At 64.9% G+C, this 19,561-nt stretch carries 19 protein-coding genes; 13 read left to right on the top strand and 6 right to left on the bottom strand.

The window, feature by feature from the left end; translation table 11 throughout:
• The first annotated feature begins 85 nt into the window (after window positions 1-85).
• The 7 genes from mreC to tldD all read left to right on the top strand — a co-directional run bounded on the left by mreC (window position 86) and on the right by tldD (window position 9,950).
• Complete coding sequence (gene mreC, locus ACPRTJ_RS05170; protein WP_370409067.1) at window positions 86-1,075, top strand: rod shape-determining protein MreC; 990 nt, start codon at window positions 86-88, stop codon at window positions 1,073-1,075.
• Complete coding sequence (gene mreD, locus ACPRTJ_RS05165; protein ID WP_043862475.1) at window positions 1,075-1,563, top strand: rod shape-determining protein MreD; 489 nt, start codon at window positions 1,075-1,077, stop codon at window positions 1,561-1,563. The genes mreC and mreD overlap by 1 nt, the downstream gene beginning before the upstream one ends.
• A 37-nt stretch (window positions 1,564-1,600) precedes the next feature.
• The gene (locus ACPRTJ_RS05160; protein ID WP_043862474.1) at window positions 1,601-2,206 is read left to right on the top strand and encodes a Maf family protein; all 606 of its coding nucleotides are present in this window, start codon (window positions 1,601-1,603) and stop codon (window positions 2,204-2,206) included.
• 88 nt (window positions 2,207-2,294) lie between these two features.
• The gene (gene rng, locus ACPRTJ_RS05155) at window positions 2,295-3,752 is read left to right on the top strand and encodes a ribonuclease G (protein ID WP_043862473.1); all 1,458 of its coding nucleotides are present in this window, start codon (window positions 2,295-2,297) and stop codon (window positions 3,750-3,752) included.
• A gap of 79 nt (window positions 3,753-3,831) precedes the next feature.
• Window positions 3,832-7,647: a YhdP family protein gene (locus ACPRTJ_RS05150; protein ID WP_123752931.1), complete on the top strand. Its 3,816-nt coding sequence runs from the start codon at window positions 3,832-3,834 to the stop codon at window positions 7,645-7,647.
• Between the two features lie 9 nt (window positions 7,648-7,656).
• On the top strand, window positions 7,657-8,508 hold the full coding sequence (locus tag ACPRTJ_RS05145; RefSeq protein WP_054916383.1) for a carbon-nitrogen hydrolase family protein: 852 nt from the start codon (window positions 7,657-7,659) through the stop codon (window positions 8,506-8,508).
• A gap of 2 nt (window positions 8,509-8,510) precedes the next feature.
• Entirely contained in the window at window positions 8,511-9,950 is a 1,440-nt protein-coding gene (tldD, locus tag ACPRTJ_RS05140; RefSeq protein WP_043862470.1) for a metalloprotease TldD, read from the top strand.
• A 42-nt stretch (window positions 9,951-9,992) separates the two neighbouring features.
• On the opposite strand, the gene yjgA is transcribed toward tldD, so the two are convergent.
• Window positions 9,993-10,514 carry a ribosome biogenesis factor YjgA gene (gene yjgA, locus ACPRTJ_RS05135; protein ID WP_043862469.1) on the bottom strand — a complete coding sequence of 174 codons (522 nt, stop codon included), beginning with the start codon at window positions 10,512-10,514 and terminating at the stop codon, window positions 9,993-9,995.
• 108 nt (window positions 10,515-10,622) lie between these two features.
• Between yjgA and pmbA the strand changes: the two genes are divergently transcribed.
• The 6 genes from pmbA to ACPRTJ_RS05105 all read left to right on the top strand — a co-directional run bounded on the left by pmbA (window position 10,623) and on the right by ACPRTJ_RS05105 (window position 15,918).
• Window positions 10,623-11,969 (top strand): metalloprotease PmbA, encoded by a 1,347-nt coding sequence (pmbA, locus tag ACPRTJ_RS05130; protein WP_043862468.1) that lies wholly within the window; start codon window positions 10,623-10,625, stop codon window positions 11,967-11,969.
• 169 nt (window positions 11,970-12,138) lie between these two features.
• On the top strand, window positions 12,139-12,540 hold the full coding sequence (locus tag ACPRTJ_RS05125; protein WP_043862467.1) for a hypothetical protein: 402 nt from the start codon (window positions 12,139-12,141) through the stop codon (window positions 12,538-12,540).
• Window positions 12,533-13,909 carry a class II fumarate hydratase gene (locus ACPRTJ_RS05120; RefSeq protein ID WP_426428279.1) on the top strand — a complete coding sequence of 459 codons (1,377 nt, stop codon included), beginning with the start codon at window positions 12,533-12,535 and terminating at the stop codon, window positions 13,907-13,909. Before ACPRTJ_RS05125 ends, ACPRTJ_RS05120 begins: the two co-directional genes overlap by 8 nt.
• A 29-nt stretch (window positions 13,910-13,938) precedes the next feature.
• Window positions 13,939-14,400 (top strand): hypothetical protein, encoded by a 462-nt coding sequence (locus tag ACPRTJ_RS05115; protein WP_426428277.1) that lies wholly within the window; start codon window positions 13,939-13,941, stop codon window positions 14,398-14,400.
• A 1-nt stretch (window position 14,401) separates the two neighbouring features.
• On the top strand, window positions 14,402-15,013 hold the full coding sequence (locus tag ACPRTJ_RS05110; RefSeq protein ID WP_043862464.1) for a superoxide dismutase: 612 nt from the start codon (window positions 14,402-14,404) through the stop codon (window positions 15,011-15,013).
• 11 nt (window positions 15,014-15,024) lie between these two features.
• Window positions 15,025-15,918: a ZIP family metal transporter gene (locus ACPRTJ_RS05105; RefSeq protein ID WP_058541430.1), complete on the top strand. Its 894-nt coding sequence runs from the start codon at window positions 15,025-15,027 to the stop codon at window positions 15,916-15,918.
• 15 nt (window positions 15,919-15,933) lie between these two features.
• On the opposite strand, the gene ACPRTJ_RS05100 is transcribed toward ACPRTJ_RS05105, so the two are convergent.
• The 5 genes from ACPRTJ_RS05100 to ACPRTJ_RS05080 form a co-directional block, all read right to left on the bottom strand.
• Window positions 15,934-16,206 carry an HPr family phosphocarrier protein gene (locus tag ACPRTJ_RS05100; RefSeq protein ID WP_043862462.1) on the bottom strand — a complete coding sequence of 91 codons (273 nt, stop codon included), beginning with the start codon at window positions 16,204-16,206 and terminating at the stop codon, window positions 15,934-15,936.
• Between the two features lie 20 nt (window positions 16,207-16,226).
• Entirely contained in the window at window positions 16,227-17,081 is an 855-nt protein-coding gene (gene rapZ / locus ACPRTJ_RS05095) for an RNase adapter RapZ (RefSeq protein WP_426428275.1), read from the bottom strand.
• Between the two features lie 2 nt (window positions 17,082-17,083).
• Window positions 17,084-17,548 (bottom strand): PTS IIA-like nitrogen regulatory protein PtsN, encoded by a 465-nt coding sequence (gene ptsN, locus ACPRTJ_RS05090; protein ID WP_043862460.1) that lies wholly within the window; start codon window positions 17,546-17,548, stop codon window positions 17,084-17,086.
• A gap of 12 nt (window positions 17,549-17,560) precedes the next feature.
• Entirely contained in the window at window positions 17,561-17,869 is a 309-nt protein-coding gene (gene hpf / locus ACPRTJ_RS05085) for a ribosome hibernation-promoting factor, HPF/YfiA family (protein ID WP_043862459.1), read from the bottom strand.
• A gap of 82 nt (window positions 17,870-17,951) precedes the next feature.
• Window positions 17,952-19,445 (bottom strand): RNA polymerase factor sigma-54, encoded by a 1,494-nt coding sequence (locus ACPRTJ_RS05080; protein WP_426428274.1) that lies wholly within the window; start codon window positions 19,443-19,445, stop codon window positions 17,952-17,954.
• Window positions 19,446-19,561 lie beyond the last annotated feature (116 nt).

Below are 19,561 nucleotides of genomic sequence, written 5' to 3'. Positions count from 1 at the left end.
CGTATGAATGACCCCCTGAATCTTCGAGGAGCGGCCTATTAAACCGCTTTTCGCCAAAGGCCCTTCGCTGGGCGTGCACCTGCTTGTGCTGGTTGTGCTGTCTATCGCCCTGATGGTGGTGGACGCCCGCTTTACCTTGCTCAAGCCGCTGCGCAGCCAGATGGCGCTGGTGCTGATGCCTTCCTATACCATCAGCGACTTCCCGCAACGCATGTGGCAGGGGGTGGCCAGCCAGTTCGGCAGCCGCACCGAGCTGATCGCCGAGAACGAGAAACTCAAGACCGAAGCCTTGCTGCTGCAAGGTCGCCTGCAGAAGCTGGCGGCCCTGACCGAGCAGAACGTGCGCCTGCGCGAGTTGCTCAACTCCTCGGCGCTGGTCAACGAGAAGGTCGAGGTGGCCGAGCTGATCGGCGTCGACCCCAACCCCTTTACCCACCGCATCCTGATCAACAAGGGCGAACGCGACGGCGTGGTGCTGGGCCAGCCGGTGCTCGACGCCCGTGGCCTGATGGGCCAGGTGGTCGAGCTGATGCCGTACACCTCGCGGGTACTGCTGCTCACCGACACCACCCACAGCATTCCGGTGCAGGTCAACCGCAACGGCCTGCGCGCAATTGCCAGCGGCACCGGCAATCCCGAACGCCTGGAACTGCGCCACGTGGCCGACACCGCCGACATCAAGGAAGGCGACCTGCTGGTCAGTTCCGGCCTGGGCCAGCGCTTCCCGGCCGGCTACCCGGTGGCCACGGTGCGCGAGGTGATCCACGACTCCGGGCAGCCGTTCGCCATCGTGCGGGCGGTGCCGACCGCGGCGCTCAACCGCAGCCGCTACATGTTGCTGGTGTTTTCCGACAGCCGTACCCCCGAACAGCGCGCCGCCGATGCCGCGCAGGCTCAGGAAGCGGCTGATCGCCAGGCGCAGAGCCCGATCGATGGCAGCATGCCGGCTGCCGCGCCGGGTACACCTGCCGCACCCGCTGCGCCGGGCACGCCTGCGCCAACCCCTGCACCTGCTCCTGCCGCCGCGCCCGCTGCCCCTGCAGCCGCACCGGCCACTTCTCGGGAGAGACACTGATGAGCAGTACCCGTAGCCGCAACGGTTGGGTGGTCTGGTTGACCTTCCTGATCGGCCTGCTGCTGAGCGTGTGGCCCACGCTGCCGTTCATGGAGATTTTCCGTCCGCTGTGGCTGGCCCTGCTGCTGGCCTTCTGGACGCTGCACCTGCCGCACAAGGTCGGCATGACCACCGCATTCGTGCTGGGGCTTGCCGAGGACGTGCTGTACGGCACGCTGCTGGGGCAGAACGCCCTGGTGCTGGTGCTTATTACCTTCCTGGTGCTGTCGCTGCAGCAGCGCCTGCGCATGTTCCCCATGTGGCAGCAGAGCCTGGTGATTCTGGTGATCTTCGGCCTGGCCCAGCTGGTTCAGCTGTGGCTCAGCGCCCTGACCGGCAACCGCCAGCCGACCCTGGCGCTGGTGTGGCCGGCGGTGATCAGTGCGCTGCTGTGGCCCTGGATCAGCTTCGCCTTGCGCGGCCTGCGCCGACGCCTGAGTATCAACTGATTCGCGTTGCCCACCGACGCTGACACGGAGACGTCACATGACCCCGCTGTACCTGGCCTCTGGTTCGCCACGCCGACGTGAGCTGCTCTCCCAGATCGGCGTGCCGTTCACCCCGGTGGCCGCCAGCATCGATGAAACCCCTCTGGATGCCGAACCGGCTGACGCCTATGTCGAGCGCCTGGCGCGCGAGAAGGCGGCTGCCGGCCTGGCGGTGTTGCGCGCCAGCGGCGTGGAAGGGCACCTGGCGGTACTGGGCGCCGACACTGCGGTGGTGCTCGACGGGCAGATCCTCGGCAAGCCGCAGGGGCAGGCCGACGCCCTGGCCATGCTGGCCGCATTGTCCGGACGCGAGCACGACGTGCTGACGGCAGTGGCGGTGACCGATGGCGAGCGCTGCCTGAGCGTGAACGTTGCCAGCCGCGTCAGCCTGCGCCCCATCAGCCCCGAACAGGCCCTGGCCTACTGGGCCAGCGGCGAGCCGCAGGACAAGGCCGGCAGCTATGCGATTCAGGGCCTGGCGGCAATTTTCGTCAAGGCGCTGCAGGGCAGCTACTCGGCGGTGGTCGGCTTGCCGCTGAGCGAAACCGCCGAGCTGCTGGAGCAATTTGCCATTCCCTGCTGGCAAGGCCTGCCGCCCCGTTGAGCGAGGAACTGCCCGTACCCCTTTAATTGCTCGCCAGCAACCGCCGGGCAATCCATCATTAGCTGAAGACCTTTGACGAGAGCCTGCCATGAGTGAAGAGATTCTGATCAATATCACGCCGATGGAATCACGCGTGGCGGTGGTGGAGAACGGTGTTCTTCAAGAGGTGCACGTCGAGCGCACCCAGCGGCGGGGCATCGTCGGCAACATCTACAAGGGCAAGGTGGTGCGGGTGCTGCCCGGCATGCAGGCGGCGTTCGTCGACATCGGCCTGGAGCGCGCGGCGTTCATCCACGCCTCGGAAATCTCCCAGCGCGAAGGCGCCAGTGTCGAGACCATCAGTGCCCTGGTGCACGAAGGCCAGAGCCTGGTGGTGCAGGTGACCAAGGACCCGATCGGCTCCAAGGGCGCACGCCTGACTACCCAGCTGTCGATCCCGTCGCGCTATCTGGTGTACATGCCGCGTACCAGCCATGTGGGCATCTCGCTCAAGATCGAGGACGAAGGCGAGCGCGAGCGGCTCAAGCAGGTGGTCACCGACTGCATCGCCCAGGAAAACATCCAGGACGCCGGCGGGTTCATCCTGCGCACCGCGGCCGAGGGCGCCGGCGCCGACGAGATCGTCATGGACATCCGCTACCTGCGTCGCTTGTGGGACCAGATCGGGGCCCAGATCAAGACCGTTGGCGCACCCACCGAAATCTACGAAGACCTGGGCCTGGCCCTGCGTACCCTGCGCGACCTGGTCAACCCCAAGATCGAGAAGATCCGCATCGATTCGCGGGAAACCTTCCAGAAGACCACGCAGTTCGTCGCCGAGCTGATGCCGGAAATCGCCGACCGCCTGGAGCACTACCCGGGGGAGCGGCCGATCTTCGACCTGTATGGCGTCGAGGACGAGATCCAGCGCGCCCTGGAGCGCAAGGTGCCGCTCAAGTCCGGTGGCTACCTGGTGGTCGACCCGGCCGAGGCGATGACCACCATCGACGTCAACACCGGGGCCTTCGTCGGCCACCGCAACCTCGAAGAGACCATCTTCAAGACCAACCTGGAGGCTGCCACGGCGATTGCCCGCCAGCTGCGCCTGCGCAACATCGGCGGCATCATCATCATCGACTTCATCGATATGGAAGACGAAGAACACCAGCGCCAGGTGCTGCGTACCCTGGAAAAACAGCTGGAACGTGATCACGCCAAGACCAACATCATCGGCATCACCGAGCTGGGGCTGGTGCAGATGACCCGCAAGCGCACCCGCGAAAGCCTTGAACAGGTGCTATGCGAACCATGCGCCAGTTGCCAGGGCCGCGGGAAGCTAAAGACCCCTGAGACCATCTGTTACGAAATTTTCCGCGAGATCCTGCGCGAGGCCCGCGCCTACCAGGCCGAAGGCTACCGGGTGCTGGCCAACCAGAAGGTGGTGGACCGCCTGCTCGACGAGGAATCGGGCAACGTGGCGGAGCTGGAGGCATTCATCGGGCGAACCATCCGCTTCCAGGTGGAGTCCATGTATTCCCAGGAACAATACGATGTGGTGCTGCTCTGACTCGCGTTGAAACCTACCCTGCGCTGGAAAACTGCGCGTACCGGGCCATAGTTAACGGACCACACGGGGAGCCCTTGCCATGGAGCGTCTGATCCGCGTTCTGGGCATCTTGACCCGTTGGGGGCTTGGCCTGTGCGCCTTGCTTGCCGTGCTGGTGGCGTTGTACGTCAGCCTTGGCCGCGAGCTGGTGCCACTGGTTGCTGAGTACCGCGCCGAGGTGGAGCAGAAGGCCGAGGCCGCACTGGGCATGCCGGTGCATATCGGTGCCCTGGAAGGCCGCTGGAGCGGCCTTGCGCCGGTGTTGCGCGTGCGCGACGTGCAGCTGGGCGAAGGCGCCGGCGCCTTGCGCCTGGACGAGGTCAAGGTGGTGCCCGACCTGTGGGCCAGCCTGATGCAGCGTCAGGTCCGCCTGGCCCAGGTCGAACTGGGCGGCCTGCAACTGAACCTGCACGAAGATGAAAACGGTCACTGGAGCCTCAAGGGTCTGCCGGTGCAGGACGATCAGCCACTGGATGTACAGCAGTTGCTCGAACGCAGCCAGGTGGTGGCGAAGGTGTCGGTGCTCGACAGCCAGGTGACCCTGGAGCCGTTCGCGCATGAGCCGATGACCCTGACCTATGTGAGCCTCGGGCTGCAGACCGGCAGCGTGCGCCAGCGCCTGGATGCGCGCCTGACCCTGCCCGACGGCCAGCCGATGAGCCTGAGCCTGCGCAGCCGCGTGCGCGCCGACCAGTGGCGCGACGGTGCGGTGGATGCCTACCTCAGCCTGCCACAGAGCGACTGGGCCAAATGGGTGCCGGCGCGGCTGCTGGGCCCGTACACGGCCAGCGAACTGCGTGCCGGTGGCGAGGCCTGGGTAGGGTGGGGCAAAGGCCAGTTGCAGACCGCGACGCTGCGCCTCAACGCGCCGCAGCTCAAGGGTGCGCATGCCGGTCGCAAGGCGGTAAAGGTCGAGAACCTGGCGCTCAATGCCTGGTTCAGGCGTAGCGACAAGGGCTTTGACGTGGTGCTCGATTCCCTGGCCATGAGCCTGGGCGACACCCGCTGGGAATCCCACGTTCAACTCAGGCAGAGCGCCGCCACCGAGCCGGCCGATGAAGTGTGGGCAATCCAGGCCGACCGCCTCGATTTGACCCCGCTGACCCCGCTGATCCAGGCGCTCGCGCCGCTGCCGGAGGCGGGCATGGCCGTGGTCGAGGGCCTCAAGGTCACCGGCGGCCTGCGCAATGTGCGCCTGGACGTGCGGCCCAGGGCCGAAGGCGATCAGCGCCTGAGCTTTGCAGCCAACCTGGACCGCGTCGGCTTCAATGCCTACCACGGCGCCCCCGCTGCCGGGAATGTCAGCGGCAGCATCAGCGGCGACCTGGGCCAGGGCGAGCTGCGCCTGGACACCGACAAGTTCATGCTGCACCTGACGCCGATCTTCGCCGACCCCTGGCATTACCTGAAGGCCAATGCACGCCTGACCTGGCGACTGGACTCCGAGGGTTTCACCCTGGTTGCGCCGTACCTGAAGGTGCTGGGTGACGAGGGCAGGATTGCCGGCGACTTCCTGATCCGGCTGCTTTTCGACGATGCACGCGAAGACTACATGGACCTGCGTGTGGGCCTGGTCGACGGCGATGGCCGCTACACCGCCAAGTACCTGCCCGAAGTGCTCAGCCCTGCGCTGGACCACTGGTTGCGCACCGCAATCCTCAAGGGCGCGGTGGATGAAGGCTACTTCCAGTACCAGGGCTCGCTGCACCACGGCGCGACCCCCGAGTCGCGCAGCATCAGCCTGTTCTTCAAGGTGCATGACGCCGAGCTGGACTTCCAGCCCGGCTGGCCCCACGTGAGCAAGGTCGATGGCGACGTGTTCATCGAGGACACCGGTGTGCGGGTCAAGGCGCGCAGCGGCCAGTTGCTCGGCACCCGGGTGCGCAATGTGGACGTGAACATTCCCCATGTGAACGAAGGCGAGCATACCCACCTGTACCTGGACGGAGAGTTCGACGGGCGCCTGGCCGACGGGGTGAAGATCCTGCAGGACGCGCCGATCGGTACCGGCCCGACCTTCGCCGGCTGGGAAGGCGAGGGCCCGCTGCAGGGCAAGCTCAAGCTTGATATCCCCCTGGAGCACGGCCAGCAGCCCAAGGTGCTGGTGGACTTCAGCACCGAACAGGCGCGCCTGAAGCTGAGTGAACCGCCGCTGGAGCTGAGCCAGTTGAACGGCACTTTCCGCTTCGACTTCGACAAGGGGCTCAGCGGCCAGAACATCACCGCGCGCGCCTTCGACAAGCCCATCAGCGCACAGATCTTTGCCGAGGGGCAGCCTGGGCAACTGCAGACCCGTATCGCCGCCAAGGGCCAGATCGCCTTGAAGGCGCTGACCGACTGGCTGAAATTCACCCAGCCCTTGCCAGCCTCCGGAGAAATCCCCTACCAGTTGCAGGTCAGTGTCGGTAGCCGCGAAAACCAGCTGAGCATCGACTCTACCCTCAAGGGCCTGAAAGTGGACCTGCCGGCGCCGTTCGGCAAGGCGGTCAGCGAATCCCGGGCCACGCAGTTCAAGATGAACCTGCAAGGGCCGCAACAGCGCTTCGATGTGGCCTACGCCGACGTCGCCAGGCTGGCCTATGCCGCGCCTGCCGGCAAGCTCGGCCAGGGGCGCGGTGAGCTGCTGCTGGGCAACGGCACGGCGCAACTGCCGGCCGGTCAGGGCCTGCGGGTGCGTGGCCGGCTCGCGCAGCTGGACATTGAGCCCTGGCAGAAGCAGTTCGAGCAGATGGCCGGTGACGATCCGGGCGGCAATGCCCGGCAGGTGCTCAACAGCGTGGACGTGAGCATCGGCCAGCTCAAGGGCTTTGGCCAGACCCTCAACCAGGCAGTGGTACGCCTGGACCGCGGGAGCAACTTCTGGAACCTGCGCCTGGACAGCAAGGAGGTCATCGGCACGGCCCGCCTGCCCGATGCCAAGGGCGCCCCGATCGTGATCAACCTGCCGACCCTCCACCTGCCGCCGTCCGACCCGGCCGACGCCAGCGCAGTGGACGGACCGGACCCGCTGGCCGATGTCGACCCGCGCAAGATCCCGGCGATCGACCTGAGCATCGGCAGGCTGTTCCTTGGCGATGATCTGCTCGGCAGCGTCGCGCTGAAAACCCGTCCCACCTCCAAGGGCGTGGCCCTGAACGACCTGGACCTGAACCTCAAGGGCCTGGCGATCGATGGCACCGCCACCTGGGAAGGCACGCCGGGGCGCAGCGACAGCTGGTACAAGGGGCGCCTGGAAGGCAAGAACCTGGCCGATGTGCTGACCGCCTGGGGCTTCGCGCCGACGGTGACCAGCCGCGACTTCCGCCTGGACGTGGACGGACGCTGGCAGGGGTCGCCGGCCTGGGTCAGCCTCAAGCACTTCTCCGGCAACCTCGATGCCTTGCTGCGCAAGGGGCAGTTCGTCGAAGTGGAAGGCGGGGCGCAGGCGTTGCGCGTGTTCGGTCTGCTCAATTTCAACTCGATCGGCCGGCGCCTGCGCCTGGACTTCTCCGACCTGCTCGACAAGGGCCTGAGCTACGACCGGGTCAAGGGCCTGCTGGTGGCAAGCGAGGGGGTGTATGTGACGCGCGAGCCGATCACCCTGACCGGCCCGTCCAGCAACCTCGAGCTCGATGGCACCCTGGACATGGTTCGGGACCGGGTCGATGCGACCTTGCAGGTGACCTTGCCGGTGACCAACAACCTGCCCCTGGCGGCGCTGATCGTGGGCGCGCCAGCGGTGGGCGGGGCGCTGTTCCTGGTGGACCGGCTGCTGGGGGATCGGGTGGCGCGCTATGCCAGTGTGCATTACCGCGTCGAGGGCCCGTGGAAAGAGCCTAAGATTAGCTTTATCAAACCTTTCGAGAAGTCGCGCTAGAACATGGACATGACGTCAGCGGTTATTCAGATGGTCAGCCAGGACGATGTGCCGGGCAACCTGGCGCGGGCCCGTGCCCTGCTGGAGCGGGCTGCCGAAGGGGGCGCGCGGCTGGCGGTGCTGCCGGAAAACTTCGCTGCCATGGGCCGGCGCGACAGTGCCGCCATCGGCCGGGCCGAGGCGCTGGGGGAGGGGCCGATCCTGCCCTGGTTGAAACAGGCCGCCCGCGACCTCAGGTTATGGATTGTAGCGGGCACCTTGCCGCTGCCGCCGCTCGACCGGCCCGAGGCCAAAGCCCATGCCTGCTCCCTGCTGGTCGACGAGCACGGCGAGCAGGTGGCCCGCTACGACAAGTTGCATCTGTTCGATGTGGATGTGGCCGACAACCGTGGCCGCTACCGCGAGTCGGACGATTATGCCCACGGCGCGCGGGTGGTGGTGGCCGATACCCCGGTGGGGCGCCTGGGCCTGAGCGTGTGCTACGACCTGCGCTTTCCCGAGCTGTACAGCGCGCTGCGTGCGGCCGGGGCCGAACTGATCAGTGCACCGGCAGCCTTTACTGCAGTAACCGGTGCGGCCCATTGGGACGTGCTGATTCGCGCCAGGGCCATAGAGACACAGTGTTACGTATTGGCGGCCGCCCAGGGCGGCACGCACCCGGGGCCACGGGAAACCCATGGCCATGCCGCCATCGTCGACCCCTGGGGGCGTATCGTTGCCCAGCAGGCCAGCGGTGAAGCGGTGCTGCTGGCGCCCCGCGACAGCAGCGAACAGGCGTCCATTCGGGCGCGGATGCCGGTGGCCTCGCACCGGCGCTTTTTTTCGCAGGACGCATTGCGGCCTGCGCACACCTCGGAGTGACTATGAGCGAGTTGTTATCCACTGTCAGCGATCACCTGCTGGCGCCGGGCGGCCTGACCCTCGACAGCCTGCAATCGGTGCTGGGCGAGTTGGCCGGGCCGGGAATCGACGCCGCCGACCTGTACTTCCAGGGCCAGATTTCAGAGTCCTGGGCGCTTGAAGACGGCATCGTCAAGGAAGGCAGCTTCAACCTCGACCAGGGGGTCGGGGTACGCGCCCAGTCTGGTGAAAAGACCGGCTTTGCCTACAGCAACGCGATCAACCTCGAAGCCCTGACTTCCGCTGCACGCGCCGCGCGCTCCATTTCCCGCGCCGGCCAGAATGGCAGCGTGCAGGCCTTCAAGAGCCAGGACGTGACCGCGCTGTATGCGCCGGGCAACCCGCTGGATGTGCTCAGCCGCGCCGAGAAGGTCGAGCTGCTCAAGCGTGTCGACGTGGCCACGCGTGCCCTGGACCCGCGTATCCAGCAGGTCAGCGTGAGCATGGCCGGGGTGTGGGAGCGCATTCTGGTGGCCGCTGCCGATGGCAGCCTGGCGGCCGACGTGCGGCCGCTGGTGCGCTTCAACGTCAGTGTGATCGTCGAGCAGAATGGCCGTCGCGAACGTGGTGGGCATGGCGGCGGCGGGCGCACCGACTACCGCTACTTCACCGACGAGCGGGTGATGGGTTTTGCCCGCGAGGCGCTGCGCCAGGCACTGGTCAACCTCGAGGCCATTCCGGCACCGGCCGGCACCTTGCCGGTGGTGATGGGCGCCGGGTGGTCCGGTGTGCTGCTGCACGAGGCGGTCGGGCATGGCCTGGAGGGCGATTTCAACCGCAAGGGCAGCTCGGCCTACAGTGGCCACCTGGGCGAGAAGGTCGCGTCCAGCCTGTGCACCATCGTCGACGACGGCACCCTCGAAGGGCGCCGCGGTTCGTTGAGCGTGGATGACGAAGGCACCCCGACCGAATGCACCACACTGATCGAGAACGGCATTCTCAAGGGCTACATGCAGGACAAGCTCAATGCCCGCCTGATGGGCATGGCAGTCACCGGCAACGGGCGGCGCGAGTCGTATGCGCACCTGCCGATGCCACGCATGACCAACACCTACATGCGCGCCGGCGAAAGCGACCCGGCTGAGATCATCGCCTCGGTCAAGCGTGGCATCTACTGCGCCAACCTCGGCGGTGGCCAGGTGGACATCACCAGCGGCAAGTTCGTGTTCTCCACCAGCGAGGCTTACCTGATCGAAGACGGCAAGATCACCGCGCCGGTCAAGGGTGCGACGCTGATCGGCAACGGCCCCGAGGCCATGAGCCGGGTGTCGATGGTCGGCAACGACCTGTCGCTGGACAGTGGTGTGGGCACCTGTGGCAAGGATGGGCAGTCGGTGCCGGTGGGCGTTGGCCAGCCGACCCTGAAGATCGATGCGATCACCGTGGGTGGCACGGGCGCATGAGCATGAAACCGGGCGGGCAGGGTGCCTGCCCGGTGGCGAGAATCAGCGCAGGCCGCGCTGGATTTCGTCGAGGTCGCGGATGTACTTGAAGATCTTGCGGCTGGCGGTGGGCGCCTTGTTGCGCGCCAGCTCGTGCTGGGCCTGGCGGATCAGCGAGCGCAGCTGCTGGCGATCGGCGTCCGGGTATTCCTGGACGAACTTCTCCAGCACGTCGTCGGTGCCGCCGATCAGCCGGTCGCGCCAGCGTTCGAGGTTGTGGAAGCGTTCGTTGTACTGGCGCGAAGAGGCGTCGAGCTGGTCGAGCAGCGCGAGGATCGCGTCGATGTCCTGGTCGCGCATCAGCTTGCCGATGAACGACTTGTGACGGCGCTTGGCTTCGTTCGCGGTGTGCCGCTTGTGCTCTTCCAGGGCCGCGCGCAGTTCGTCGGTCAAGGGCAGTTTGGCCAGGATATCGGGCTTGAGCGTGGTAAGGCGCTCGCCCATATCAACCAGCGCCTGCATCTCGCGCTTGATTTGGGTTTTGCTTTTTTCGCCGTCGAAGGCGGTGTCGTAAGAATCAACCATGGGGGCAGTCCGCTGAGAATCGCCGCCATGATAACCAGTCGGGGGCCGCTTGTCCGGTCCGGTCGTAGATTGACCCGAGCCGAACGCAGAATTTGAGTGGAGAAAACCATGAGTGCAGTCCAGAGCGTAGGTCCGCAGGCCCTGCCGGCGTTGCAGGAACAGGTCGAACAGATCATCGCCGAAGCCCGGCGCCAGGGCGCCAGCGCCTGCGAAGTGGCCGTATCGCTGGAGCAGGGGCTGTCGACCTCGGTGCGCCAGCGCGAGGTGGAGACGGTGGAGTTCAACCGCGACCAGGGCTTCGGCATCACCCTGTATGTGGGCCAGCGCAAGGGCTCGGCAAGCACCTCGGCCAGTGGCAGCGATGCCATCCGCGAAACCGTGGCGGCGGCCCTGGCCATTGCCAAGCACACCTCCGAGGACGAATGCTCGGGCCTGGCCGACCCGGCCCTGATGGCCCGTGACCTGCAGGATTTCGACCTCTATCACGCCTGGGACATCACCCCCGAGCAGGCCATCGAAAAGGCCCTGGCCTGCGAAGCCGCGGCGTTCGACACCGATGCCCGCATCAAGAACGCCGATGGCACCACACTCAGCACCCACCAGGGATGCCGGGTGTACGGCAACAGCCACGGCTTCATCGGTGGCTACGCCTCCACCCGCCACAGCCTGAGCTGCGTGATGATCGCCGAAGGTGACGGGCAGATGCAGCGTGACTACTGGTATGACGTGAACCGCCAGGGCGAGCTGCTGGCCGATCCGCAGAGTATCGGGCGTCGCGCTGCGCAGCGTGCGGCGGCGCGCCTGGGCGCACGTCCGGTGCCGACCTGCGAGGTACCGGTGCTGTTCTCGGCGGAGCTGGCCGGCGGGTTGTTCGGCAGTTTCCTGTCGGCGATTTCCGGCGGCAACCTGTACCGCAAGTCGTCGTTTCTGGAAGGCTGCATGGGCCAGCGCCTGTTCCCCAGCTGGCTGACTCTGGACGAGCGGCCGCACCTGCAGCGTGCCCTGGGCAGTGCCTCGTTCGATGGGGACGGCCTGGCGACCTATGCCAAGCCGTTCGTCGAAAATGGCGAGCTGGTGTCGTATGTGCTGAGCACCTATTCCGGACGCAAGCTGGGGCTGCCAAGCACCGCCAACGCCGGTGGCGTGCACAACCTGTTCGTGACGCATGGGGTCGAAGATCAGGCTGCATTGCTGCGCCGCATGGGGCGCGGGTTGCTGGTGACCGAGCTGATGGGGCATGGCTTGAACATGGTGACCGGTGACTATTCGCGCGGCGCAGCGGGGTACTGGGTGGAGAACGGCGAGATCCAGTTTGCGGTTCAGGAAGTCACGATTGCCGGCAACATGAAGGACATGTTCCAGCAGATTGTCGCTATCGGCAACGATCTTGAAACCCGTAGCAATATTCACACAGGCTCGGTGCTGATCGAGCGCATGACGGTCGCCGGCAGCTGACACCGCCGGCCTGTGCGCGGTCCCCGTAGGCGCCGGCGTTGCCGGCGAAGGGGCCACCTCAGGTTACACATCGAAGCCCGGCCCCGTGCCGGGCTTTTTGCTTTTCGCCTTTGGTCGCACTTGAACTGATTCTGATTATCACTTAATAATGACTATCATTATCTAGGCGATGATGTTCATGAGACCTGTCCTTCACGAATTGCCCTACCTCGAAAACTGGCGCTGGCTGAGCCGGCGAATTCGCTGTGCCCTCGAGCCCGACGAGCCGCGCCTGATCGAACACTACCTGGCCGAAGGTCGCTACCTGGTCTGCTGCACCGAGACCTCGGCCTGGACCGTCGCCTTGACTTCCTTCCGCCTGCTGCTCGACACCGCGTGCGACCGCATGCTGCCGTGGCATTGGCGCTGCTTGTGCCTGGACCAGGCCTGGAAGCCGCTGCTGCAGCTGCGCAAGCTCGACGGCGGCGAGCACGGCCAGCGCTGGCAGCCCTTCGCCCTGCAACTGGCGAACTGCACGCTGCTGCCTTCGATTTCTTTCGCTGAACTGATGCAAGGACTTGATGATGAGTAATACCCGTATCGAGCGTGACAGCATGGGTGAGCTGCAGGTGCCGGCCGAGGCCCTGTATGGCGCCCAGACCCAGCGCGCGGTGAACAACTTCCCGATCAGCCAGCAGCGCATGCCGACCCAGTTCATCCGGGCCCTGCTGCTGGCCAAGGCCGCCGCCGCCAAGGCCAACGTCGAGCTGGAGCAGATCAGCCAGGCACAGGGCGCTGCCATCGTCACCGCCGTGGAACAGTTGCTGGCTGGCGATTTCATGCAGCACTTCCCGGTCGACGTGTACCAGACCGGCTCCGGCACCAGCTCCAACATGAATGCCAACGAGGTGATCGCGACCCTGGCCAGCCGTGTGCTGGGCGACACGGTAAACCCCAATGACCATGTCAACTGCGGCCAGAGCAGCAACGACATCATCCCCACCACCATCCACGTGAGCGCCGCGCTGGCCCTGCACGAACAACTGCTGCCGGCGCTCAGGCACCTGGTGCAGGTGATCGAGCACAAGGCCGAGCAAGTGCACCCGTTCATCAAGACCGGTCGCACCCACCTGATGGACGCCATGCCCGTGCGCATGAGCCAGGTGCTGGGCGGCTGGGCGGCACAGGTCAAGGCGGGCATCGGTCACTTGAACGACACCCTGCCAAGCCTGCAGGCCCTGGCCCAGGGCGGCACTGCGGTGGGCACCGGGATCAACGCCCACCCCGCGTTCGCCGCGCGCTTCAGCCAGCAACTGAGCGGCCTGACCGGGCTGCAGTTCGTGCCGGGGGAAAACCTGTTTGCCCTGATCGGCTCGCAAGACACCGCCGTGGCTGTTTCCGGCCAGCTCAAGGCCACCGCGGTGGCCCTGATGAAGATCGCCAATGACCTGCGCTGGATGAACTCCGGCCCGCTTGCCGGGCTGGGCGAGATCGAGCTTGAAGGGCTGCAGCCCGGCTCCTCGATCATGCCGGGCAAGGTCAACCCGGTGATTCCGGAAGCCACCGCCATGGTGGCCGCGCAGGTCATCGGCAACGATGCGGCCATCGCCGTGGCGGGCCAGTCGGGCAACTTCGAACTGAACGTGATGCTGCCGATCATTGCGCAGAACCTGCTGGGCAGCATCGAGCTGATGGCCAATGTGAGCCGTCTGCTGGCCGACAAGGCTATCGCCACCTTCAAGGTCAACGAACCCAAGCTCAAGGAAGCCCTGGCGCGCAACCCGATCCTGGTGACCGCGCTGAACCCGATCATCGGCTACCAGAAGGCTGCCGAAATCGCCAAGACCGCCTACAAGCAGGGGCGCCCGATCATCGAGGTTGCGCTGGAACACACCGACCTGCCGCGCAGCCAGCTGGAAGTCCTGCTCGACCCTGAAAAACTCACGGCCGGCGGTATCTGACACCGCCCACCGCTTCGGAGGTTTCTGTCATGCAGCATTGGAAACGCACCACTGAAATAGCCAACCGCCTGTTCCAACAGGGCGATCTGGTGGATGCCCGCGAGTTGTACTTGCAGGCCCTGGCCTTGGCCCAGGTGTTGTTCGAGCGCTGGCAGGACGCCGACGAGGCGGTGGCCGCCTGTGTGATTTCACACCACAACCTGGCCGACCTGCATTTGCGCCTCAAGCAGCCGCAGGAGAGCGCCGAGTACCTGTGCGCCATCCACCAGCGCCTGTTGCAGGCCAGCCAGGATCAGCGCCTTTCGCCGTTGCTGCGCGACGCGGCGCTGCGCCAGAGCAGCAAGACCTACACCGAACTGCTCAATTTCATCAGCGAGTATGGCCAGTACCCCCGTACCGAACGCCTGCTCTACCGCCAGGGGGCGCAGCAGGCGCTGTTTGCCGGCCAGGAACAACTACAGCCCCCAGCCCTTCATTATGGAACCCACTGATATGCCGCATACCTTGCCTGCATTGCCGTACGCCTACGATGCGCTGGAACCGCACATCGACACCCAGACCATGCAGATTCACCACAGCAAGCACCACCAGACCTACATCAACAACCTCAATGCCGCCATCGAGGGCACCGAATACGCCGAGTGGCCGATCGAGCAGCTGGTCGCCAGCGTCAAGAGCCTGCCGCAGAATCTGCAGGCCGCAGTGATCAACCAGGGCGGCGGGCATGCCAACCACAGTCTGTTCTGGACGGTGATGGCGCCCGGCGGCGGCGGTCAGCCCCACGGCGCGGTGGGCGAGGCGATCGATGACCAGCTGGGCGGTTTCGAGGCATTCAAGGACGCCTTCACCAAGGCTGCGCTGACCCGCTTCGGCAGTGGCTGGGCGTGGCTGAGCGTAACGCCGCAGAAAACCCTGGTGGTAGAGAGCAGCGGCAACCAGGACAGCCCGCTGATGAATGGCAATACGCCCATTCTTGGCCTGGACGTGTGGGAGCATGCCTACTACCTGCTGTACCAGAACCGTCGCCCCGAATACATCGGCGCCTTCTACAACGTGATCAACTGGTCCGAAGTAGAGCGTCGCTACGTTGCTGCCCTGGTGTGAGTCCTAGCGGCATGCGCTCGGAGGTGATGGCCATTGGCGGTGTGCGCCTGTTCAGGTTGGCGCTGGGCACACTGCTGCTGTTGGTGGGGACGGCGTTGCTGCTGGTACAGGGCTTCGCCTGGCTGGACCTGGAACCGCGGATGTTGCGTGCGCTTGAGGGTGGGGCCATGTGTGCGCTGGGCACTGCCCTGGGCGCAGTGCCGGTGTTGGTGATTCGCAGCATGCCGGTGGCCGTGGCCGATACCCTGATGGGGTTCGGTGCAGGCGTGATGCTGGCCGCCACGGCGTTCTCGTTGATCATCCCGGGGCTGGACGCCGCACAGGCGGTCGGCTTCGGAAAATGGGGGGCAGGTGGCCTGATCAGCTTCGGCCTGCTGTTCGGTGCGTTCTGCATCTACCTGGTGGACCGCAGGGTCTCGGGCGCAACACCGGACGACCTGGTCGCCGTGCCCGGCAGGCCGGTGATTCCGGCGCGCATCTGGGTGTTCGTGATTGCCATCATTGCCCACAACATCCCCGAAGGCATGGCCATCGGGGTGTCGGCCGGTGGCGGCATGCCGGATGCCGACAGCCTGGCCATGGGTATCGCCCTGCAGGATGTGCCAGAGGGGCTGGTGATCGCGCTGGTGCTGGCTGGAGCGGGGATGGGCCGTTTCAAGGCGTTTCTGATCGGCGCGGCATCCGGGCTGGTGGAGCCACTGGCGGCGGTGCTGTGCGCGTGGGTGGTGAGCGTCGCCGAACTGATGCTGCCGCTGGGCCTGGCTTTCGCTGCCGGGGCCATGTTGCTGGTGGTGACCCAGGAGATCATTCCCGAGTCACGCAGCAACGGCAATCATCGCCTGGCCAGCCTGGGGCTGTGCATCGGGTTCTGCCTGATGATGGTGATGGATACCGCGTTGTCCTGAAGCGAGAAGGCGAGGTTACTCGCCTTCGTCGAAATAGTTGTTGATCAGTTCGACCAGGCCTTGCAGCGCTTCGGCTTCCTGTTCGCCTTCGGTCTTGAGGTGGATGCTCGTGCCCTTGCCGGCGGCGAGCATCATCACGGCCATGATGCTCTTGCCATCGACCATCGACTCCGGGGTACGGCCTACACGCACCGAACACGGGTACTTGCCCGCCACGCCAACGAACTTGGCCGCTGCCCGGGCGTGCAGCCCCAGCTTGTTGATAATCTCGATTTCAATGGCGGGCATCGCGGGCGGGATCCTGAGGGCTAGAGGTCGCGGTGGCGAACCTGGACGTTCTTCAATGTTTGTTGCAGCACCTGGCCCACGCGTTCGGTGATGTACACCGAGCGATGATGACCGCCGGTGCAGCCGATGGCGATGGTGACATAGGCCCGGTTGCTGGCGGCGAACCGTGGCAGCCACTTGAGCAGGTACGACGAAATGTCCTGGAACATCTCCTCGACGTCCGGTTGCGCGGCCAGGTAGTCGATGACCGGTTGCTCCAACCCCGAATGATCCCGCAGCTCGGGCTTCCAATAGGGGTTGGGCAGGCAGCGCACATCGAACACCAGATCGGCGTCGACCGGCATGCCACGCTTGAAGCCGAACGACTCCACCAGAAACGCCGTGCCCGGCTCGGGCTGGTTGAGCAGGCGCAGCTTGATCGAGTCGCGCAGCTGGTACAGGTTGAGGTTGGTGGTGTCGATCTTGAGGTCGGCCAGGTCGGCGATCGGCCCCAGTAGGTCGCTCTCTACCCGGATGGCTTCGGCCAGGGAGCGTTGCGTGTTGGTCAGCGGGTGGCGCCGGCGCGTCTCCGAGAAGCGCTTGAGCAGGGTTTCCTCGTCGGCGTCCAGGTACACCACATCGCAATGGATGTGCTTGCTGCGGGCATCCTCCAGCAGCTCGGGGAAGCGGCTCAGGTGGCTGGGCAGGTTGCGCGCGTCGATGGAAACGGCCACCAGCGGCTGCAGCAGCTCGGTATTGATCAGTGCGTTTTCGGCCAGTTGCGGCAACAGCCCGGCAGGCAGGTTGTCGATGCAGTAGTAGCCGTTGTCCTCAAGTACCGCGAGCGCGGTGCTCTTGCCGGAGCCGGAGCGACCGCTGACGATGATCAAGCGCATGTTCAGTGCCCGTTTTGCACGTCCAGTACGACCTGGTACAGGGATTGGCTATCGGTGGCCGCGCGCAGTTTGTCGCGCACGTCCTTGCGGTCGAGCATGCTGGCGATCTGGCGCAGCAGCTCAAGGTGCGCATCGGTGGCGGCTTCCGGGACCAGCAGCAGAAACAGCAGGTCGACGGGAGCGCCATCGATGGCGTCGAAGTCGATGGGAGCGTCCAGGTGCAGCAGGGCGCTTACCGGTTTTTCACAACCTTTCAAGCGGCAGTGCGGGATGGCGATACCATTGCCGAAGCCGGTCGAACCCAGTTTTTCACGGGCGATCAGGCTCTCGAACACGGTTTGGGTGTCCAGCTCGGGTACTTCCTTGCCGATCAGATTGGCAATCTGTTCGAGCGCACGCTTTTTACTGCCGCCCGGCACGTTCACGAGGGAACGGCCGGGGGTCAGGATATCTTCTAGTCGGATCATGGGTGGGGGGGATCAGCGGGCCGCTGCACCTTGCAGGAGGCTTTGCTGTTTTTCCTTGTGTTTTTTCAGTTGGCGGTCGAGCTTGTCGGTAAGGGCGTCGATCGCTGCATACATGTCTTGATGTTCGGCGTTGGCAACCACTTCGCCGCCCGGGATCTGCAAGGTAGCCTCAATTTTCTGCTGAAGCTTTTCGACCTTCATGATCACCGTCACGTTGGTGATCTTGTCGAAGTGACCCTCCAGTCGTTTCAGCTTCTGCTCGACATACTCGCGCAGTGGCGGAGTGACTTCTACATGCTGTCCACTGATATTGACTTGCATACAGCTTCTCCTTTTGTTGCCGGTGCATAAGAGGCAGGTGTTGCGCCTGCCACTGAATTGCGGTGGCACATCTCAGGGGATGTCACATCAATCGCTTGCGTTCGCTCGACGGTGCAATGCCAAGGGACTCGCGGTACTTGGCGACGGTGCGACGGGCTACCTGGATGCCTTGTGCCTCCAGTAAACCAGCGATCTTGCTGTCACTCAATGGCTTTTTCTGATTTTCAGCCGCGACCAGTTTCTTGATGATCGCGCGGATCGCCGTGGACGAGCATTCGCCGCCCTCGGAGGTGCTCACGTGGCTCGAGAAAAAGTATTTCAGTTCGTAGATGCCGCGCGGGGTGTGCATGTATTTCTGCGTGGTCACCCGCGAAATGGTCGACTCGTGCATGCCCACCGCCTCGGCGATATCGTGCAGTACCAGCGGTTTCATCGCCTCGTCGCCGTGGTCGAGAAAGCCGCGCTGGTGCTCGACGATCTGCGTGGCCACCTTCATCAGCGTCTCGTTGCGGCTCTGCAGGCTCTTGATGAACCAGCGCGCCTCCTGCAACTGGTTGCGCATGAAGGTGTTGTCGGCGCTGGTGTCGGCGCGACGCACGAAGCCGGCGTATTGCGGGTTGACCCGCAGGCGCGGCACGGCTTCCTGGTTCAGCTCGACCAGCCAGCGGTCGGAATCCTTGCGCACGATGACATCGGGCACCACGTATTCGGCTTCGCTGGACTCGATCTGCGAGCCGGGGCGCGGGTTGAGGCTCTGTACCAGTTCGATGACCTGGCGCAGTTCGTCTTCCTTGAGCTTCATGCGACGCATCAGCTGGCTGTAGTCGCGGCTGCCGAGCAGGTCGATGTAGTCGCTGACCAGGCGCTGCGCCTCGGCCATCCACTGCGTACGCGGCGGCAGCTGGCGCAGTTGCAGCAGCAGGCATTCGCTGAGGTTGCGGGCACCGATGCCGGCGGGCTCGAACTGCTGGATACGGTGCAGCACGGCCTCGACTTCGTCGAGTTCGATGTCCAGTTCCGGGTCGAACGACTCGCACACCTCTTCGAGGGTTTCCTCGAGATAGCCCTGGTTGTTGATGCAGTCGATCAGCGTCACGGCAATCAGCCGGTCGGTGTCGGACATCGGTGCCAGGTTGAGCTGCCACAGCAGGTGGCTCTGCAGGCTCTCGCCGGCAGAGGTGCGGGTGGTGAAGTCCCACTCGTCATCGTCATTGCTGGGCAGGCTGCTGGCGCTGGTCTGGTAGATGTCTTCCCAGGCCGTGTCGACCGGCAGTTCGTTGGGGATGCGCTCGTTCCATTCGCCTTCTTCGAGGTTGTCCACCGTGGGGGCGGACTCCTGGAAGCTGCTCTCCTGAGGTTCGGCAACCGGCTTGGTCTCGGCGTTGTCGGCCATCGGGTCGCTGTTGTCGAAATCCTCGCCTTCTTCCTGGCGTTCGAGCATCGGGTTGGACTCCAGCGCCTCCTGGATTTCCTGTTGCAGGTCCAGGGTGGAGAGCTGGAGCAGTCGGATAGCCTGTTGCAACTGAGGAGTCATCGTCAGTTGCTGGCCCATTCTTAGGACGAGCGATGGTTTCATGGCTGGGGCTTAACACCTTATTCGCCGGCGCACAGGCGCCATCTACTACAAGGGCGCGAGAGGCGCCAACTTTAAGCAAATTATATGCCTGAAATCAAAGCGTTTGCCTAGAGCGC

It is taken from the genome of Pseudomonas palmensis (assembly GCF_049942755.1).
In the GTDB taxonomy this organism is placed as follows: Bacteria; Pseudomonadota; Gammaproteobacteria; order Pseudomonadales; family Pseudomonadaceae; genus Aquipseudomonas; species Aquipseudomonas palmensis.
Note: the sequence above shows the minus strand (reverse complement) of the source record. Positions and strands in the feature narration are given on the sequence as shown.

What these genes read in the sequence shown, in the direction of transcription:
- mreD (WP_043862475.1), top strand. Translation starts at nt 1,075, where the DNA reads ATGAGCAGTACCCGTAGCCGCAACGGTTGGGTGGTCTGGTTGACCTTC.
- ACPRTJ_RS05160 (WP_043862474.1), top strand. Translation starts at nt 1,601, where the DNA reads ATGACCCCGCTGTACCTGGCCTCTGGTTCGCCACGCCGACGTGAGCTG.
- rng (WP_043862473.1), top strand. Translation starts at nt 2,295, where the DNA reads ATGAGTGAAGAGATTCTGATCAATATCACGCCGATGGAATCACGCGTG.
- ACPRTJ_RS05150 (WP_123752931.1), top strand. Translation starts at nt 3,832, where the DNA reads ATGGAGCGTCTGATCCGCGTTCTGGGCATCTTGACCCGTTGGGGGCTT.
- ACPRTJ_RS05145 (WP_054916383.1), top strand. Translation starts at nt 7,657, where the DNA reads ATGACGTCAGCGGTTATTCAGATGGTCAGCCAGGACGATGTGCCGGGC.
- tldD (WP_043862470.1), top strand. Translation starts at nt 8,511, where the DNA reads ATGAGCGAGTTGTTATCCACTGTCAGCGATCACCTGCTGGCGCCGGGC.
- yjgA (WP_043862469.1), bottom strand. Translation starts at nt 10,514, where the DNA reads ATGGTTGATTCTTACGACACCGCCTTCGACGGCGAAAAAAGCAAAACC.
- pmbA (WP_043862468.1), top strand. Translation starts at nt 10,623, where the DNA reads ATGAGTGCAGTCCAGAGCGTAGGTCCGCAGGCCCTGCCGGCGTTGCAG.
- ACPRTJ_RS05125 (WP_043862467.1), top strand. Translation starts at nt 12,139, where the DNA reads ATGATGTTCATGAGACCTGTCCTTCACGAATTGCCCTACCTCGAAAAC.
- ACPRTJ_RS05120 (WP_426428279.1), top strand. Translation starts at nt 12,533, where the DNA reads ATGAGTAATACCCGTATCGAGCGTGACAGCATGGGTGAGCTGCAGGTG.
- ACPRTJ_RS05115 (WP_426428277.1), top strand. Translation starts at nt 13,939, where the DNA reads ATGCAGCATTGGAAACGCACCACTGAAATAGCCAACCGCCTGTTCCAA.
- ACPRTJ_RS05110 (WP_043862464.1), top strand. Translation starts at nt 14,402, where the DNA reads ATGCCGCATACCTTGCCTGCATTGCCGTACGCCTACGATGCGCTGGAA.
- ACPRTJ_RS05105 (WP_058541430.1), top strand. Translation starts at nt 15,025, where the DNA reads ATGCGCTCGGAGGTGATGGCCATTGGCGGTGTGCGCCTGTTCAGGTTG.
- ACPRTJ_RS05100 (WP_043862462.1), bottom strand. Translation starts at nt 16,206, where the DNA reads ATGCCCGCCATTGAAATCGAGATTATCAACAAGCTGGGGCTGCACGCC.
- rapZ (WP_426428275.1), bottom strand. Translation starts at nt 17,081, where the DNA reads ATGCGCTTGATCATCGTCAGCGGTCGCTCCGGCTCCGGCAAGAGCACC.
- ptsN (WP_043862460.1), bottom strand. Translation starts at nt 17,548, where the DNA reads ATGATCCGACTAGAAGATATCCTGACCCCCGGCCGTTCCCTCGTGAAC.
- hpf (WP_043862459.1), bottom strand. Translation starts at nt 17,869, where the DNA reads ATGCAAGTCAATATCAGTGGACAGCATGTAGAAGTCACTCCGCCACTG.
- ACPRTJ_RS05080 (WP_426428274.1), bottom strand. Translation starts at nt 19,445, where the DNA reads ATGAAACCATCGCTCGTCCTAAGAATGGGCCAGCAACTGACGATGACT.